Annotated in this window: 15 protein-coding genes; 10 read left to right on the top strand and 5 right to left on the bottom strand. The window is 45.6% G+C overall.

Translation table 11 applies throughout. From position 1 onward, the window contains the following. Positions 1-48: 48 nt before the first annotated feature. Positions 49-1,170 carry a CaiB/BaiF CoA transferase family protein gene (locus AC3IT7_RS02825; protein ID WP_489249318.1) on the bottom strand — a complete coding sequence of 374 codons (1,122 nt, stop codon included), beginning with the start codon at positions 1,168-1,170 and terminating at the stop codon, positions 49-51. Between the two features lie 213 nt (positions 1,171-1,383). On the opposite strand from AC3IT7_RS02825, the gene AC3IT7_RS02820 reads away from it, so the two are divergent. From AC3IT7_RS02820 to AC3IT7_RS02805, 4 genes are all read left to right on the top strand, one after another. After that, the gene (locus AC3IT7_RS02820; RefSeq protein WP_475654644.1) at positions 1,384-2,394 is read left to right on the top strand and encodes an AraC family transcriptional regulator; all 1,011 of its coding nucleotides are present in this window, start codon (positions 1,384-1,386) and stop codon (positions 2,392-2,394) included. Positions 2,395-2,562: 168 nt separating this feature from the next. Then, positions 2,563-3,768, top strand: coding sequence for an acetyl-CoA C-acetyltransferase (locus tag AC3IT7_RS02815; protein WP_489249317.1), 1,206 nt, complete (start codon positions 2,563-2,565; stop codon positions 3,766-3,768). Between the two features lie 11 nt (positions 3,769-3,779). After that, positions 3,780-5,915: a 3-hydroxyacyl-CoA dehydrogenase NAD-binding domain-containing protein gene (locus AC3IT7_RS02810; RefSeq protein ID WP_489249316.1), complete on the top strand. Its 2,136-nt coding sequence runs from the start codon at positions 3,780-3,782 to the stop codon at positions 5,913-5,915. Positions 5,916-6,073: 158 nt separating this feature from the next. After that, entirely contained in the window at positions 6,074-6,421 is a 348-nt protein-coding gene (locus AC3IT7_RS02805) for a hypothetical protein (RefSeq protein ID WP_489249315.1), read from the top strand. 76 nt (positions 6,422-6,497) lie between these two features. Here the strand turns inward: AC3IT7_RS02805 and AC3IT7_RS02800 are convergent, their stop codons facing one another. Beyond that, positions 6,498-6,929: a GNAT family N-acetyltransferase gene (locus AC3IT7_RS02800; protein WP_489249314.1), complete on the bottom strand. Its 432-nt coding sequence runs from the start codon at positions 6,927-6,929 to the stop codon at positions 6,498-6,500. Continuing rightward, entirely contained in the window at positions 6,923-8,146 is a 1,224-nt protein-coding gene (locus AC3IT7_RS02795) for a class I SAM-dependent methyltransferase (protein ID WP_489249313.1), read from the bottom strand. Before AC3IT7_RS02795 ends, AC3IT7_RS02800 begins: the two co-directional genes overlap by 7 nt. 103 nt (positions 8,147-8,249) lie before the next feature. Here AC3IT7_RS02795 and trhA point away from each other — a divergent pair, with 103 nt between their 5' ends. The 3 genes from trhA to AC3IT7_RS02780 all read left to right on the top strand — a co-directional run bounded on the left by trhA (position 8,250) and on the right by AC3IT7_RS02780 (position 10,878). After that, positions 8,250-8,894, top strand: coding sequence for a PAQR family membrane homeostasis protein TrhA (trhA, locus tag AC3IT7_RS02790; RefSeq protein WP_489249312.1), 645 nt, complete (start codon positions 8,250-8,252; stop codon positions 8,892-8,894). Positions 8,895-9,036: 142 nt separating this feature from the next. Beyond that, complete coding sequence (locus tag AC3IT7_RS02785; protein WP_475654637.1) at positions 9,037-10,344, top strand: MFS transporter; 1,308 nt, start codon at positions 9,037-9,039, stop codon at positions 10,342-10,344. A 132-nt stretch (positions 10,345-10,476) separates the two neighbouring features. Beyond that, entirely contained in the window at positions 10,477-10,878 is a 402-nt protein-coding gene (locus AC3IT7_RS02780) for a hypothetical protein (protein WP_489249311.1), read from the top strand. A gap of 23 nt (positions 10,879-10,901) precedes the next feature. On the opposite strand, the gene AC3IT7_RS02775 is transcribed toward AC3IT7_RS02780, so the two are convergent. After that, a complete protein-coding gene (locus AC3IT7_RS02775) occupies positions 10,902-11,912 on the bottom strand; it encodes a metallophosphoesterase (RefSeq protein ID WP_489249310.1) in 1,011 nt (336 codons plus the stop codon). Between the two features lie 101 nt (positions 11,913-12,013). Here AC3IT7_RS02775 and AC3IT7_RS02770 point away from each other — a divergent pair, with 101 nt between their 5' ends. Beyond that, positions 12,014-13,648 carry a phospholipase D family protein gene (locus AC3IT7_RS02770; RefSeq protein ID WP_489249309.1) on the top strand — a complete coding sequence of 545 codons (1,635 nt, stop codon included), beginning with the start codon at positions 12,014-12,016 and terminating at the stop codon, positions 13,646-13,648. 303 nt (positions 13,649-13,951) lie between these two features. On the opposite strand, the gene AC3IT7_RS02765 is transcribed toward AC3IT7_RS02770, so the two are convergent. Further along, positions 13,952-14,761, bottom strand: coding sequence for a lysophospholipid acyltransferase family protein (locus tag AC3IT7_RS02765; RefSeq protein ID WP_489249308.1), 810 nt, complete (start codon positions 14,759-14,761; stop codon positions 13,952-13,954). A 189-nt stretch (positions 14,762-14,950) separates the two neighbouring features. On the opposite strand from AC3IT7_RS02765, the gene AC3IT7_RS02760 reads away from it, so the two are divergent. Together AC3IT7_RS02760 and hflX are read left to right on the top strand one after the other, a co-directional pair. After that, complete coding sequence (locus tag AC3IT7_RS02760; protein ID WP_282549712.1) at positions 14,951-15,082, top strand: hypothetical protein; 132 nt, start codon at positions 14,951-14,953, stop codon at positions 15,080-15,082. A gap of 77 nt (positions 15,083-15,159) precedes the next feature. Then, complete coding sequence (gene hflX, locus AC3IT7_RS02755) at positions 15,160-16,500, top strand: ribosome rescue GTPase HflX (RefSeq protein ID WP_489249307.1); 1,341 nt, start codon at positions 15,160-15,162, stop codon at positions 16,498-16,500. Positions 16,501-16,533 lie beyond the last annotated feature (33 nt).

Here is a 16,533-nt window from a genome sequence, read left to right as displayed (position 1 = left end):
ACATTGCTATCTTCTACCCTTAACATAGCCATTAATCCACTAAAAATATTACCAATTTTGAGATTCTCCTAAAAGTTGTCCGACAAAATCATAGCGTATCTTGGAGCGTGAAAATTTAATCGGACAGGCCAGTTGTGCTTCAGTCTGCTGACTATTCAGTTTTAATGGTACCTGCGCCACCCAGCCTCGCTGTTCGGCCAGATCAGAATGCAAAGCTTCTTCAAGACTAAGAACCGGTTCGACACAGACGTCCAGTACTGCAAATAACGCTTGCCATTCGGTTAAGGGTTTCGACTTTATTCTATTTTGAATCGCCTGCTTCACTGCAGCACGATCTTCTGGAGCAAAAGAATTGCCTTTTTCCAGAATAATCGGCAACTCTAAAGCCTGTGCCAGTCCCTGCATAAACTGTGGTTCCAGACTGCCAATTGACAGATAACGTCCATCCTGGGTTTCATAATAATCATAGAAAGTTCCACCATTCAGATAACCAGATTCTGGCGATTGATGCTGATTGCCAGCCAGACTGGCGGATGCGGCCAGAGTATTCATCGTCACCACACAATCGGTCATCGAAATATCAATATACTGGCCTTGACCGCTTTGCTGACGTTCAATGACAGCAGCCAGAATTGCAATCACGGCATGCATGGAACCACCTGCCACATCGGCGACCTGAATGCCCAATGCTGGAGGGCCACTTTTAATCCGGCCACTGTGTCCGGCAATTCCCGACAGGGCCAGATAATTGATGTCGTGCCCTGCTTTAGCTTTGTAGCTCCCCGTTTGGCCATAGCCGGTAATGGAGCAGTAAATCAGTTTCGGGTTAATTTCAGTTAAAGTTTCATAGTCCAGTCCAAGACGTTGCATCACGCCGGGGCGGAATTGCTCAATCACAATGTCATAATTTGCAATTCTGGATTTGACCAGTTCGATATTGGCTGGATCTTTTAAATCCAGCGCCACCGATTGCTTGTTTCGGTTCAGATAACTCTGTGAAGTGGCCTGTCCATTGGCAAAGGGTGGCATTAAACGCAACAGGTCGGGACGGCTCGGTGATTCAATATGCACAACCTCAGCACCGAGATCAGCCAGATATAATGTCGCAAACGGACCAGGTAGAAGTGTAGAAAAGTCGAGGATTTTCAATCCTTTTAAGCTATATGACATTGGAGTATTTGCTCTACTTATATTACTTTTTTTAGCATCATAGAAACATAAATGCATAAAAACAATGTCATGTTCAGCCATTTACCTTGATAGTTTCGGCAATCTAATATGTAAGAAAATGGCAAAGGTATTCTTGTAAATTGCCATTGCTTTATTATTTTTCGTCATTTAGGTCAAATATTAGTGAACATTAAAGAGACTGAAGGATTAAACATGAGTCGTGATACGATCAGTATCCATTTCGTCAATGCAGCCTTATCTGGCGTGAAGCGCCTAGGCATGGATGTCGATACTTTATTGTCTCACGTCGGAATTGAAGCAGAATTACTGCATCAACCCAAAGCCCGTATTTCACCTGAACAATATACCCGTTTTATTAAAATGTTATGGATGGTGACCCAGGACGAGCATGTCGGCTTTGACAAGCAACCGCGTCGTCTGGGAACTTTTGCCATCATGTGCCAGCTGGTCATTCATGCCAAAACCCTGGGTGATGCACTGGAACTGTCTTCACAGTTTTATAAGCTCTTTGGTGATGACTGGTCGGTAACACTGGAACGCGACAAACACGAAGCACGTCTGGTACCACTCATTCCAAATGCAATGGATCCGGATCATTTCATTACTGAAAGCATGCTGATGATCTGGCATGGTCTGGCATCCTGGCTGATTGAACGCCGTTTACCATTGGAACGTGTCCACTTTAGTTATCCCCGTCCTGCACATGCAGATGAATATGATGCATTGTTCTTCGCACCTGTGATGCAGTTTGATACGCCACGTACCGAAATTACCTTCGCTGCGGATTATCTGGACCTGCCAATCCGCCAGAATGAAGAAACCTTAGAAGAGTTTTTAAAAGCTGCGCCGGCACAATTGCTAGTGAAATTCAAAAACACCAACTCGCTGACTTCACGTATCCGTGATGTACTGAAAAGCCAGATTGGTGAAGAAATGCCGACATTGAATGATGTTGCTTCGATGCTGTACTTATCGCCACAAACTTTGCGTCGCCGTCTGGCCGCCGAAGGCAAAAGCTATCAGGGTGTAAAAGATGCCCTGCGCCGTGATGCTGCAATTCACTTGCTCCTGAATCCAGAGCTGACCTTGGAAGATGTCGCGCAGCAAGTCGGTTTCAGTGAAACCAGCACCTTCCATCGCGCTTTCAAAAAATGGACCGGTGTGACACCAGGTCTGTATCGTCAGTTGCATGGTTATCATTAATTAAGTTGCAAGATATCCGCTTCTCCAGCCCAAGTTTCTACTTGGGCTTTTTTTATTGGCGAAAATCGTCAAATGATCTGGCCCGTTTTCGTCATTGCACTTCAAAAATTAAGTATTACACTCGAATCATTAGAATAATTTTCATTAAATCAATAAAAGGGACATGCTATGAGCGAGGCATATATTATTGACGCCATTCGCACGCCACGCGGAAAAGGCAAAAAAGATGGTTCACTGCATGAAGTCAAGCCGATTACATTGCTCACCACCTTACTCAATGAACTGAAAGACCGTCATGGGCTGGACACCTCAAAAGTCGATGATATCGTGCTGGGCTGTGTCACTCCGATTGGGGATCAGGGAGCGAATATTGCCAAAACTGCAGCAATTGCAGCAGGCTGGGACAATAATGTCGCTGGCGTGCAGATCAACCGCTTCTGTGCTTCTGGCCTGGAAGCGGTCAATCTGGCCGCACAAAAAGTCCGTTCCGGCTGGGAAGATCTGGTCGTTGCAGGCGGCGTCGAATCCATGTCCCGCGTGCCGATGGGTTCCGATGGCGGCCCCTGGGCGCTTGACCCGGAAACCAATATGGCCTGTGACTTTATTCCGCAAGGGATCGGTGCTGACCTGATTGCAACGATTGATGGTTATAGCCGTACAGATGTCGATACTTTTGCCGAACAATCCCAGAAGAAAGCCGCGACCGCACAAGCCAATGGCTATTTTAAAAATTCAATCGTGCCGGTCAAAGACAAAGCTGGTGTCGTCATTCTAGATCAAGATGAATTTATCAAACCAACCACCACCGCGGAAGGTCTGGGCAAACTCAATCTAAGCTTTGCCACCATGGGACAGATGGGCTTTGATGCCATCGCCCTGCAAAAATATCCTGAAGTCGGTACTGTCAACCATGTGCATCATGCCGGGAATTCTTCCGGAATCGTCGATGGTGCTGCCGTGGTCTTGATTGCATCAGAACAGGCGGTCAAAGAACAAGGACTAAAACCACGTGCCAAAGTACTGGCCACGGCGCTGGTCGGAGCCGATCCAACCATTATGCTGACCGGCCCTGCCCCGGCTGCACGTAAAGCTCTGGCTAAAGCCGGACTCACGATTGAGGATATTGACCTGTTTGAAGTCAATGAAGCTTTTGCGGCTGTAGTGATGCGTTTTATCAATGAAATGAAGGTCGATCCTGCCAAAGTAAATGTCAATGGCGGTGCCATTGCCATGGGTCATCCTTTAGGAGCAACTGGTGCCATGATTTTAGGCACACTTTTAGATGAGTTAGAACGTCAGGGCAAAAAACGCGGCCTGGCTACACTTTGTGTCGGCGGCGGCATGGGCATCGCCACCATTATTGAACTGGTATAAGGAGAAGAACAATGAGCGCAATTCAGTTTGAAAAAAATGCCGACAATATTGTTATTTTAACTTTTGATTCTCCAAACCAGTCTGCCAATACCATGAATGCAGATTTTCGTGCTGCCTTGGCTGAAACTGTAGAAAAACTTAAAGCCGATGAAAACATTAGCGGTATCATTTTCCGGTCTGCGAAAAAAACCTTTTTTGCTGGCGGCGATCTGGATGAACTGATTCAAGCCACACCTGAACATGCGACTGAATTCTTCAACATGATTGAAGAGATGAAAGCACAAATGCGCTATATCGAAACTCGTGGTATTCCGGTTGTGGCTGCCTTGAATGGTACGGCGCTTGGCGGTGGCTGGGAAATTGCCCTGTGTGCCCATCATCGTATTGCACTGAATGACCCTAAAAGCAAGTTTGGCCTGCCTGAAGTCACACTCGGATTATTACCCGGTGGTGGTGGTATTGTCCGCATGGTCCGCCTGCTTGGCCTGCAAAATGCCTTTCCTTTATTGATGGAAGGCAAACAGTTTGGCGTCGATAAAGCCAAATCTTTAGGACTGATTCATGATGTCGCAGAAAGTGCAGATGAACTTTTAGACAAAGCCATTGCCTGGATTAAAGCCAATCCAAAGTCACAACAACCATTTGATCTAAAAGGCTATAAAATTCCGGGGGGCAGTCCATTCACACCGGCGGTTGCACAAATGCTGGCAATTGCTCCGGCGATGCTACGTGATAAAACCAAAGGCTGTTATCCCGCGCCTGAAGCAATCATGTCAGCCGCAGTCGAAGGTGCACAGGTTGATGTCGATACCGCGCTGACCATTGAATCACGTTACTTTACTTATCTGGCCACCGGTCAAATTTCTAAAAACATGATTGGTACCTTCTGGCATGGCCTGAATGCCATCAAGTCCGGTGCCAGCCGTCCTCAAGACATTGCAAAATGGAAAGCAAGCAAAGTGGGGATTTTGGGTGCAGGCATGATGGGTGCAGGGATCGCCTATGCTACTGCCAGCAAAGGCATTCCAGTGGTTCTGAAAGATATTTCACTTGAAGCAGCTGAAAAAGGTAAAGCTTATAGCCAGAAACTGCTGGATAAAAAAGTTGCTCAAGGACGCTTATCAGCCGAAAAACGAGAACAGCTTTTAGGTCTGATTCAAGCGACAGCATCCAATGAAGATCTGGCCGGTTGTGACCTGATCATTGAAGCGGTATTTGAAAATCAGCAACTCAAGGCACAAGTGACGCAAGAGGCTGAACCATATCTTGCCAGCAACGGCGTCATGGCATCCAATACCTCGACCCTGCCTATTACTGATTTGGCCCAGGCTTCAAAAAATGCTCAGAACTTTATCGGTCTGCATTTCTTCAGTCCGGTCGATAAGATGCAACTGGTCGAAATTATCAAAGGTCAAAATACTTCAGCAGAAACATTGGCCAAAGCTTTTGATTTCGTCCAGCAGATTGGCAAACTGCCGATTGTAGTGAATGACAGTCGGGGATTCTTTACCAGTCGTGTCTTTGGTACCTTTGTGCAGGAAGGCTTACGTCTGCTGGCAGAAGGTGTACATCCGGCGCGAATCGAAATGGCTGCACTCAAAGCCGGCATGCCAGTGGGCCCATTGGCGATTCAGGATGAAGTGTCCTTAACCTTATCTGAACATGTAGCCAATGAAAGATATCAGGCTTTGCAGGCACAAGGTCAGACCATCACTAAATCACCCGCTGATGACGTGATTCATTGCATGATTCATGAGTTTAACCGTAAAGGTAAGGCTGCCGGTGCAGGTTTTTATGACTATCCAGCCGATGCCAAAAAGCAGCTCTGGGCAGGCCTCAGCCACTGGAAACAAGACAACGATATTTCTGAACAGGAAATGATGGATCGTTTCCTGTTTGTGCAAGCACTGGATACCGTGCGCTGTCTGGAAGAAGGTGTACTGGAATCTGTCGTGGATGCCAATGTCGGTTCCATTTTTGGCATTGGCTTTGCGGCCTGGACGGGCGGTGCAGTGCAATTTCTGAATCAGTATGGTCTGGCCAAGGCACTAACCCGGGCCAAGGTGCTGGAAACCAAGTATGGCGAACGTTTTAAAGCTCCACAACTCCTCAAAGATTGCGCAGCACACGCCCAGCCGATTCAATAATTTATAGATTCTAGAAAAGAGGAGTTGTACTCCTCTTTTGTTATTTTTGCTCTCAGGCTTAAGTTTTTATACAGCAACCCGAACACAGATTTTGATCCATTTTTTGATCTATGTATGTTATAAAGTTACATAAGTTTGATATTTACATGGTTAATGCAATGACTGATCACAGTTCACCTGAAAAATCTCCTTGGGGTTGGAAAGCACTTATTATCTTCTGTATTTTAGGTGGATTATTCATGTTGTTATTTTGGCTTGCGGTGAGCAATGAACCGGATTATATGCCAAGCCAGCAAAACAAGCAGAACACCCAGCAGCATGCTTTTAAGAATGCACCAACCATGTCTCCGGAAGCGATTGCAAAAGCTCAGGCCGATCGTGAAGCACGTGAAGCTGCCACGATGACCCAGCCCAATGCTGCGGACAATCAGCACAATATGCCGGCTGAAGAACATGCCAATATGGACAATACCGAGCACAGTTCCAATGCTGCACATGGCCACTAATTCAGATTCAGTCTATGCATAAAAAAGCGAGGTCAATGCCTCGCTTTTTTTATATCTAAATCAATAAAGAAAACACTTAAAGCTTTAAATACATATCAATATGCGGAATGCCACAGTCCAGATATTCTTCGCCTTGAACTTCGAAACCCAGTGCCTGATAGAAACCGATGGCATGTACTTGCGACGACAGTTTTAAATTTTCCCGATGATCTGCATGAGCATAATTGATAATCGCCTGCATTAATTGCTGTCCGATCTTCAAACCACGATATGACTTTAAAACTGCAACGCGACCTACACTGTTATTTGCCAGCAGCCTTGCAGTTGCTACTGCCTGATCCTGTGCATGGACCACAAAATGGATGGAAAGAGCATCTAGCTCATCCCATTCATCTTCAGCAGCGATATTCTGTTCTTGAATAAATACGGCTTCACGGATGGCCTTGGCATGCTGCTGTAATTCGTCCCAGCTCCCGGCAACAATTTTTAGCTCCGAATGGTTTAGCATTTAGAACCAATCCCCTGCTGATCCCACTGATTATTTAATAACAATTCCAGTGAGTGTTTCTGAATACCATACATTTCTTTCAAGGCCTGAATCTGTGCCAAGACCTCCTGATCAGGCTGTTGATAATCCCGGCGTTTTGTCGCCAGAATCATTTTATTTTTACTGGTATGTTCTAATGCCACAAATTCAAAAACCTTGGTTTCATAACCATAGGCTTTGAGCAATAAAGCGCGAATGCTATCGGTCAGCATTTCGGCCTGCTGCCCGGCATGAATGCCAAATTGCAACATCGGACTCAATACTTTTGGCGCCTGTAACTGTGGACGCAGTTCTTTATGACAACATGGCGCACACATGATCATCTGTGCATTCAGGCGTATACCGCTATGAATCGCAAAATCAGTGGCGGCATCACAGGCATGCAAAGCAATCATCACATCCAGGCGTTCGGGTGCATAGGTACGCACATCACCCTGAAAAAAGTCGAGCTGCTGAAAGCCTGACTGATCTGCAACATTTTGGCAGAATTCGACCATTTTCGGATTCAGCTCGACTCCGGTCACCCACGGCGTCTGACCCTGTTTTTGCATATAGTCATATAAAGCACAGGTCAGATAGCCTTTACCGGAACCGAAATCGACCACACGCAGGCCTTCGGCTTGTGGCTTGATTTGTGCCAGGGCACCAGAAAAGATCTCGACAAACTTGTTAATCTGTTTCCATTTACGCGCCATGCTGGGAATGATCTGTGCTTTTTGATCGCTAATGCCGAGATGCTGTAAAAAGATGCTGTCCTGATCCACAAAACGCTGTTTGATCCGGTCATGGCCCTGCTCCGCAGGCTTGGCCTGAAGCGCCGGGTGTTTGTTTTTAGTACGGGTCAGCATGACTTTTTTCTTGTTTTTCTTGAGCTGTAATTCTTCGTCTAGCGTCAGCAAATTGGCTTGCTTGCACGCTGCGAGCAACCCGGTGACCTGCGACAACGCATCGGCTAAAGGATAGTTTTTGGTGACATCCTGAGTCTTGTAACGATACAGGCAGCTCAATATTTTCTGTTCATTTAATGAAATGACTCGCAAGGTCATTTTCTCTAAATCCTGCAGTTCACCTTTATACTGGCTTAAGATCAGACGATCAAATTGATCACTTTCAACAGCTTGTTGAAATGTAGCTAAGAACTGCTGTTCCTGATCCGAGAGAGTTGCCAACGTTGACATAGATAAAACCTGAAATGAATTGCAGATCAAGTTTAAATCTTCTTAACCTAAAAGCAAAATTGAATTACTATACAAGTGTATATTTTAAAGAAGAATGACAATCATGCAGAATGCTCCACTGATTCCAGATTATGATCACAATGAGGAACGGATTAATTATATCAGCCATGCTATAGGTGCCGGGCTATCGGTAATCGCTGGCATTCTATTGATTGTTAAAGGATCTTATCTCAGTACTGGACAATGGATCGGACTCTGGGTCTATGCGCTGAGCATGATTGTGCTGTTCTCTGCATCCATGCTCTATCACATGGCAACCTCGGCAGATCGTCGCTATTTTTACAAAAAAGTGGATCATACCGCAATTTATTATTTAATCGCCGGAACCTATACGCCGTTTCTCTCGATTGCCATTCCCACCGCCAAAGCCCAGTATTTACTGATCGCGCTGTGGATCATTGCCATTATTGGAACACTTTTCAAGTTCGTATTCATTCATCGTTTCCAGAAAATTTCTTTAGTGGCTTATCTGGTGATGGGCTGGCTGGCCCTGCTGGTCATGGATGATATGCAGCAATATCTCAGTGCTCAATCTTTAACCTTTCTGATTATTGGTGGTTTAGCATACACTGTAGGTGCATTGTTTTACGCTTTAAAAAGAGTAAGATATACTCACGCTATCTGGCACATATTTGTATTGATAGGCGCAGGATCACATTTTCTGTCTATCTATCTTTACGTGATTTAATCATTTCCTTTTTCATTTCAGTGACCCTGAGCGAGTAAAAGCGAGAAGATTGCAGTTGTTTTTTTAAAAAATTACGCCTTTTTTAAAAAGATTACGCTTTTAAAACTAAGCTTTTTTATTTTTAGTAAGTGTAAGGTTCTTCATGGCGTCGTCTAATTCTGCTGCTCAGCCAGCACAAAATTCAAAATTTCGCGTTTTAACTGCGAGCTTGGTCGGTACTACAATCGAGTTCTTCGATTTTTATATTTATGCCACTGCTGCTGTTATTATTTTTCCATATCTGTTCTTCCCTGCAAGCACAGACCCAATGACGGCAACAATTCAGTCACTGGCCACTTTCGCCATTGCTTTTATTGCCCGTCCGATTGGTGCAGCACTCTTTGGTCATTTAGGTGACCGGATCGGACGAAAGGCCACATTGGTTGCAGCCTTGCTGACCATGGGGATTTCCACCGTTGCAATTGGCTTGCTGCCTACTTATGCACAGATTGGTATTGCTGCGCCCTTATTGTTGGCGCTGTGCCGTCTGGGTCAGGGCTTGGGTCTGGGCGGTGAATGGTCGGGTGCGGTTCTGCTTGCCACCGAAAATGCGCCTGAAGGTAAACGTGCCTGGTATGGCATGTTCCCGCAGCTAGGCGCTCCCATCGGTTTTATTCTGGCGACAGGTTCCTTCTTGACCCTTGGCGCATTGATGTCTGAAGCAGAGTTTATGGCTTGGGGCTGGCGTATTCCGTTTATTTCAAGCGCCTTGCTGGTAATCGTCGGTCTATGGATTCGTTTAAAACTGCATGAAACACCAGCCTTCCAAAAGGTGCTGGATAAACAAAAAGAAGTAAATATTCCGTTTGTTCAGGTCTTTAAAAAGCATTCTCGCATGCTGGTGCTGGGCACCATCGCTGCAATCTGTACCTTCGTGGTGTTCTACCTCACTACAGTCTTTGCATTGCAATGGGGCACCAAACAACTCGGTTATTCTCGTGAAGAATTCCTGCAATTGCAGCTGGTTGCAACACTCTGTTTCGCGGCCTTTATCCCGCTTTCAGCAGTATTGGCCGAGAAGTTTGGTCGCAAGACCACCTCGATAGCAGTATGTGTTATCTCTGCCATTTTCGGGATCTTCTTTGCCGATATGCTAGAGTCTGGTAGCACCTTGGTGGTGTTCCTGTTCTTGTGTATTGGTCTGGCGATCATGGGCTTGACTTATGGGCCAATCGGCACGGTATTGTCTGAAATCTTTCCGACTTCAGTACGTTATACCGGTTCTGCATTGACCTTTAACCTGGCAGGCATCTTCGGGGCATCCTTTGCACCGCTGATTGCAACCAAACTGGCAACCGCTTACGGTTTGTCAGCAGTAGGCTATTATCTGACCGCAGCATCTATCCTGTCACTGATCGCATTCCTGCTGATCCGTGAAACTAAGCATGATGATGTTAACAATCAAATCTAAGATTTTAGCTTGATGGAAAAGCCAGCACTCGATGCTGGCTTTTTTATGATTTCACAACAAAACTCTGCTACTTATCTCGCGAAAGTTGCTCAACAATCAAATGGACTCTATTTAAAAAAATGAGGCAAGATCATGCAGGAGCTGATTCAATCGCTGAGCCAGGAACAGCTAGTCAATATCATCATTTTGCTGGAAGATGATAAGAAAATAGAGGCCGTTCGCTATATCACCGAGCAGACCACATTGAATGAAATTCAAGCGCTGCAAGTGATTGAGGAAATTGTCCGTGAGCACGATGTGGTCATGAAAACCGAGAGCACAGGCCCGCGCTTTAGTGATGATGCCGGTGAAATTGATCTGGTGACACCCCCGCTTGAGGTTCCGGCCCATCCAAGCCTGAATACCCCGACCGAAGCTGAAGTCACAGCTCGGCAATTACGCGAAGAAGTTCCGACACGAAAAATCGAAAAGAAAATCTGGATGCTGGCTGCCATTGCAGTGCTGCTGCTGATTCTGGTCTGGATCCTCAGTTAAAGCTGAACCGGGCAAACATCCATTTAGATCAGTTCAATAATATCGATGGTGGGCGGTACTCGAAAACGGAACGGCACACCGACCAGCCCGGTGCCGACAGTGACAAACACATCTGCATGTTGATGACGGTACATGCCCTTCTTGTGTCCCAAGATTGACACTTTTTTCATCACGTAATCAGTCAGCCAAGGCAGCTCCACCTGTCCGCCATGAGTATGTCCCGACAGCATCAGAGGACGCGTCGGCAATTTGGGAATCATGTCCACCGTATCCGGATTATGCGACAAAATGACCCAGGGTTTGTCCTGCGGCAAGTCTGGCAAACTGCGCATATCGGCTTTGCCAGCCCAGAGATCGCCTACTCCCAAGAGCCGGAATTCATCAAACTCGACAATTTGCCCCTCAATATCCATAACCTGATTGACCTTCAGCGCATACTGCAACAAGGCCTGAATCGGTGGCCCCGGATATTGCTCATCATGATTGCCATTGACTGAGTAGACCGGTGCATGAATCTCTTTTAGAACGGCCAGTTCTTGTGCCAGTTTATTTTCCGGCTCATAAGTCCAGTCTCCGGCAACTACCACCAAATCCGGTTGAACATGATTTAATTTATGTACGATTTGTCTTAACTGCCGTTCATGACCAGAAAACAGACCGATATGTAAATCTGCAATCAGGGCAATTTTGACCGGTTGCTGTAACCGTTTATCCACATTGATCTGATATTGTGTCGTTTTCACTTGAATTAAATGTGGCTCAATAAAGCGTGCATAACTCAACACGGCACTGATCAGAAACACAAAAACGGCTTCATGCAAGGAATAATAACCGCTCCATCCGGCATAAATACTAAAGAACACCAACGGGACTAATAAATAGGAAAGGTAAAAAGCCAGCAAATGGCAGAATGCTTTAAATGGATGAATGGTCTCGGTCCGTGACTGACTTGACCATGCCTGATACACAGCCCAGATGGCGAGAATGGCCATGCCGAGATAAAAATAAAAAAGTACGGAACTGGTATCCCACATAAATTTGCCTTGTCGAGTCGAAGAGCTGATTACTGGCTTTATATTTATCTTTTCATAGCTGGCCATTATACTCAATTCAAATTTTTCAGTCTTAGATGTTTATGGTCAACGCTCCTCACGCTCAAGCTCATACGAAATCTGCCGGCTTTTCCTCAGGTTATGGCTATAAAGCTGGCATTTTACTGAGCTGTAGTCTGGTACTGGGTATTCCTGCGTGTAGTACCCTACCCAAACAAAACGAGCAGCCCAGCCAGATGGCATTTGAAACCGATACCTCACAAACCAGTCTGGCACAGATTGTTGAGCCTTTACGTGCACAGAATATCGGTCTGACCGGTTATCGGGTGCTCTATGATCCGCTCGAAGCACTGGCTGCGCGTATCCAGCTGATTAACAAGGCAGAACGTAGTCTGGATCTGCAATATTATATTTGGGATAATGACCGGATTGGCGCCCTGGCCCTGCATGCCATTATTCAGGCGGCAGATCGTGGTGTGAAAGTGCGTTTGTTGATGGATGACAATAATGCCAAGAAAATGGAAGGCATTTATCTGGCCTTAAACCAGCACCAGAATATCGACGTCAAACTGTACAATCCCTACCGTTTTCGTAAATACCGCGCCATGGACATGCTGCTGGATTTAAAACGCATTAACCGCCGCATGCATAATAAAAGCTTCATTGCCGACAACCAGATTGCACTGATTGGCGGGCGTAATATGAGCAACCAGTATTATAATGTCAGTGAAAGTTATCAGTTCTCTGATGTCGATGTGATGCTGGTCGGTGCCGCCTCAGATGAGATTATCCACTCCTTCGATGAATACTGGAATGATGATTATGCCTATCCGGTGCAAGAAATTGTCAATCCACGTCATCATGGCTTGCGTTTTCCCAGCCTGAAACAGCAACTGGCAGCACATAGCCAGAACCCGGCTACCCAGGACTATCTGAATCTGGCAAATCGTTCAAGAGCATTCGATGAATGGCTGGAACAGAATATTCAGCTGGATTGGGTTGAAGCTGAAGTAGTCAAAGATCCGCCGAGCAAAATCAAGGCCAAAGCCAGAACTGAAGAACATCTCAATTTTCAGCTCTTACAACATCTGGAAAAACCCGAACACAGTGTCGACATTGTTTCTGCCTATTTCGTTCCGGAAAAAATCGGGGCCGACCGCTTAAAAAAACTGGCTGATGAAAATATTAAGGTTCGAGTATTAACCAATTCGTTTAAAGCCAATGACGTTTCGCTGGTACACGCCTTTTATGGCAAATATCGTCAGGATCTACTCGAAAATGATGTACAGCTCTATGAGTTTCTGGCAGCACCGGATAGCGACAACCTGAATGCCAATACTGAAGAGATTTCCAAAAAAGCCAAAGTCAGTCTAAAAGGTCTGAGTCGTTCCAGTCTGCATGCCAAGCTGATGGCGGTAGATCAGAAACAGGTCTTTATTGGTTCATTTAATTTTGATCCACGCTCGGCCTATCTGAATACCGAAATTGGCGTGCTACTGAACAGTCCATCTTTGGCACGTGCAGTGCACGAGACCATGGACCAGAACTTGAGTAAATATGCCTACAAACTGGTACTGGATGCCCAGCAGAATATTAACTGGAAGATCAAGAAAGCCAATGGTGAGGTTAAAACCTTTAGCAAGGAACCCGGAATAAAATGGTATCAGAAAGCCGGACTCAAACTGGTGTCCTGGTTGCCGATCGAAGGGTTTATGTAAGCAAAAAATCGCTTGGTTTGAGCTAAACAAGCCCCCAAATAGCTAAGACCAGTCAATCAAGCGATTGACTGGTATTTCTTTTTTTAAATTTACGATTCTATTTGATGGTTAGAAAAATTATCCGCAACTGTCTGAGATCTGAGGTGTATTGCAGCGCAAGATGGTTTCCGTGCAAAGTTTCACTGCTCATCTGAACGAAAGCCAATGAACCGATGATTTAAATATTTGATTTAAAAATTAAAGCTGTGTCGTAAAAAGTTAAAGGAGTCTCTTTCTAAATTCCTGAACTGCTCAGCCTTATTCTTAGAGTGACTTTTTTAGTACCCGAGCATGCAGATTTTTCAAACCGGCCTGCATGGTTTGCTGTACCACACGGGTCAGGCTTTCCACGCTATGCCCCTCAGTTTCAATTGCAGGCAAAGCAACCAAATGTGCAATCACTTGCGGCATCTCCAGGACTTTTTTAACATGCGCTGCAAAACTGATGTCATTAATAAACGGCGCCACAGTATCCAGTTCGCCGTGCTGATTCACATAACAAATCAGGCAAATTTGTACCGGACGCTGTGCTTCAATTGCAGCGCCTAAAATCCGGCCATGCACTTTTTTAATGGCGCGACCATCAGAAGTAGTCGCTTCAGGAAAAAATAATACCGGGATATTCTGTTTTAAAAATCCGGTAATCTGCTCACGGATTCGCACCGAATCACCAGAACCCCGTTTGATAAATAAAGTGCCGCCACCTTTGGCCAGTTTGCCCAGAATTGGCCAGTTTTCAATTTCGGCTTTGGCCAAAAAGAATACTCGCGCACCTGAACCCAATACCGCAATATCCAGCCAGGACACATGGTTACTCACCCATAAAGCGGGTTCACGTGGAATCTCGCCATGCACCTGGACTTCGATATTGAAGACTTTGCATAACTGACGGCAAAAATATTGCACATAACGGGTATTGCAGGGATTGTTCGGATTTTTGTATAAACCGTGACGAAAAACCAGATAGAACCCTTCACTGATAACAGCCAGTGAAGCTGTTATTTTTCGCGTATAAAGCCAGGATTTTGCCCAGCCATGTCGGTCAGATGTTTGTTCTTGTACAGTTGAGTTCATAAAAACGTCACTAAATCCTAAGCCAGATACAGGGAATATCCACGAATTAAACTCATTCTATACTGTTCATTGCTAACATGCATTGATAATAAAAACCGACCAATAAGATCTATATCTTCAATTTTAATTGAATTAATGAATCGCTTAGAATCAAAACATCGGAATGTTAGATTAATAAGGATCGCTGTCATGCCAGATCAAACCCAGCCTGCGAATGAAACGCTTCAGCCTTTACAAGCCCTCAGATATATTTTAGGGGGTACCTTGATCTATGCCGTAGTACTGGTAACACTTGCACAACTGTTTGTCATTGCACTTTAAACCAAAGCCGCGCTAATTCAGTATCTGCCTGGCCTTTTTTCAACTACACTAAAGTTTTCAAGTGGAGATTGGCCTGAGTGGAATATTTAGAACAACATCGAGGGAAAGAACGCGTCATTCTGGTGAGTGTCAGCGTACAAATGTTGGATGACCTTGATGCTGAAGAGTTTAATCTGCTGGCCCAATCTGCAGATGCCGAAATTCTGGAACATATTCATGCTCAACGCGTCAAACCGGATGCCAAATTTTTTATCGGTTCAGGTAAGGCAGAAGAAATTGCCGAGCGGGTCGAAGAACTAGATGCCAATCTGGTCATTGTTGATCATGCCCTGACACCGGCCCAGGCCCGTAATCTGGAACAGGTCATCAAATGCCGTGTGGTCGATCGTACCGAACTGATTTTAGATATTTTTGCCCAGCGCGCCCGTACCTATGAAGGCAAGCTGCAGGTCGAACTGGCCCAGCTGCAACATTTATCCTCGCGCTTGATTCGTAGTCGTGGCAATCTCGACAGCCAAAAAGGCGGCATCGGCTTGCGTGGCCCGGGTGAAACCCTGCTGGAAACAGATCGCCGCTTGCTGCGTATCCGCATGGGACAACTCAAGGCACGTATTGATAAAGTCCGTCAGACCCGGATGCAAGGACGTGTGGCCCGGCAAAAAGCGGCTGTCCCGACGGTGTCCTTGGTCGGTTATACCAATGCCGGCAAGTCAACCCTGTTTAATTTACTGGCCAATAGCGATGTCTATGCAGCCGATCAGCTGTTTGCCACCCTAGACCCCACATTACGACGTCTGGAATGGGATGGCATCGGCAATCTGGTACTGGCAGATACGGTGGGTTTTGTCCGTAATCTTTCCCACTCTCTGGTCGAATCCTTTAAGGCGACCCTGGAAGAAACTGTAGAAGCGACCTTGTTGCTGCATGTCATCGATTCAAGTAGTCCAGAAATGCTGGAACAAATTGAAGCGGTTGAAAAAGTCCTGAAAGAAATTGGTGCCGATGTTCCGATCCTGCAGGTTTACAATAAAATTGACTGTAGCGGTGACGAGGCCAAAATTATTTATCGACGTCCGGGTGAGCCAGAACGTGTCTATGTTTCAGCACATAGTGGCGAAGGGATCGACCTGCTGCGTAAAGCAGTACATGAAGCCCTGATGGGACAACTGCAATCCTTTGAACTGACGCTAAAACCGGCCTATGGCAAGCTGCGCAACCAGCTTTATAGTTTGAATGTGATCCAGTCAGAACATTATGATGATGAAGGTCAGCTGCATTTGCATATACGGATTGCACCACAAAAACTGGAACAGTTAATTAAACAGGCGCATTTACCCTTAGATGAAATCCTGGGAAAACAGGCACAGCAATTTCAGCGTCCACTGGAAGCGTTTGAAATCCGGACAAAGATCGAGTAAAACTTGATAAGTAAACTTATTAATTGATCATAC

It is taken from the genome of Acinetobacter sp. KH_038 (assembly GCF_057839405.1).
The sequence above is the reverse complement of the archived record's forward strand: the minus strand, read 5'-3'. Positions and strand labels throughout refer to the sequence as shown.

Bases quoted from the DNA above. Each gene is read 5' to 3' on its own strand.
- AC3IT7_RS02825 (WP_489249318.1), bottom strand. From the start codon at position 1,170: ATGTCATATAGCTTAAAAGGATTGAAAATCCTCGACTTTTCTACACTT.
- AC3IT7_RS02820 (WP_475654644.1), top strand. From the start codon at position 1,384: ATGAGTCGTGATACGATCAGTATCCATTTCGTCAATGCAGCCTTATCT.
- AC3IT7_RS02815 (WP_489249317.1), top strand. From the start codon at position 2,563: ATGAGCGAGGCATATATTATTGACGCCATTCGCACGCCACGCGGAAAA.
- AC3IT7_RS02810 (WP_489249316.1), top strand. From the start codon at position 3,780: ATGAGCGCAATTCAGTTTGAAAAAAATGCCGACAATATTGTTATTTTA.
- AC3IT7_RS02805 (WP_489249315.1), top strand. From the start codon at position 6,074: ATGACTGATCACAGTTCACCTGAAAAATCTCCTTGGGGTTGGAAAGCA.
- AC3IT7_RS02800 (WP_489249314.1), bottom strand. From the start codon at position 6,929: ATGCTAAACCATTCGGAGCTAAAAATTGTTGCCGGGAGCTGGGACGAA.
- AC3IT7_RS02795 (WP_489249313.1), bottom strand. From the start codon at position 8,146: ATGTCAACGTTGGCAACTCTCTCGGATCAGGAACAGCAGTTCTTAGCT.
- trhA (WP_489249312.1), top strand. From the start codon at position 8,250: ATGCAGAATGCTCCACTGATTCCAGATTATGATCACAATGAGGAACGG.
- AC3IT7_RS02785 (WP_475654637.1), top strand. From the start codon at position 9,037: ATGGCGTCGTCTAATTCTGCTGCTCAGCCAGCACAAAATTCAAAATTT.
- AC3IT7_RS02780 (WP_489249311.1), top strand. From the start codon at position 10,477: ATGCAGGAGCTGATTCAATCGCTGAGCCAGGAACAGCTAGTCAATATC.
- AC3IT7_RS02775 (WP_489249310.1), bottom strand. From the start codon at position 11,912: ATGTGGGATACCAGTTCCGTACTTTTTTATTTTTATCTCGGCATGGCC.
- AC3IT7_RS02770 (WP_489249309.1), top strand. From the start codon at position 12,014: ATGGTCAACGCTCCTCACGCTCAAGCTCATACGAAATCTGCCGGCTTT.
- AC3IT7_RS02765 (WP_489249308.1), bottom strand. From the start codon at position 14,761: ATGAACTCAACTGTACAAGAACAAACATCTGACCGACATGGCTGGGCA.
- AC3IT7_RS02760 (WP_282549712.1), top strand. From the start codon at position 14,951: ATGCCAGATCAAACCCAGCCTGCGAATGAAACGCTTCAGCCTTTACAA.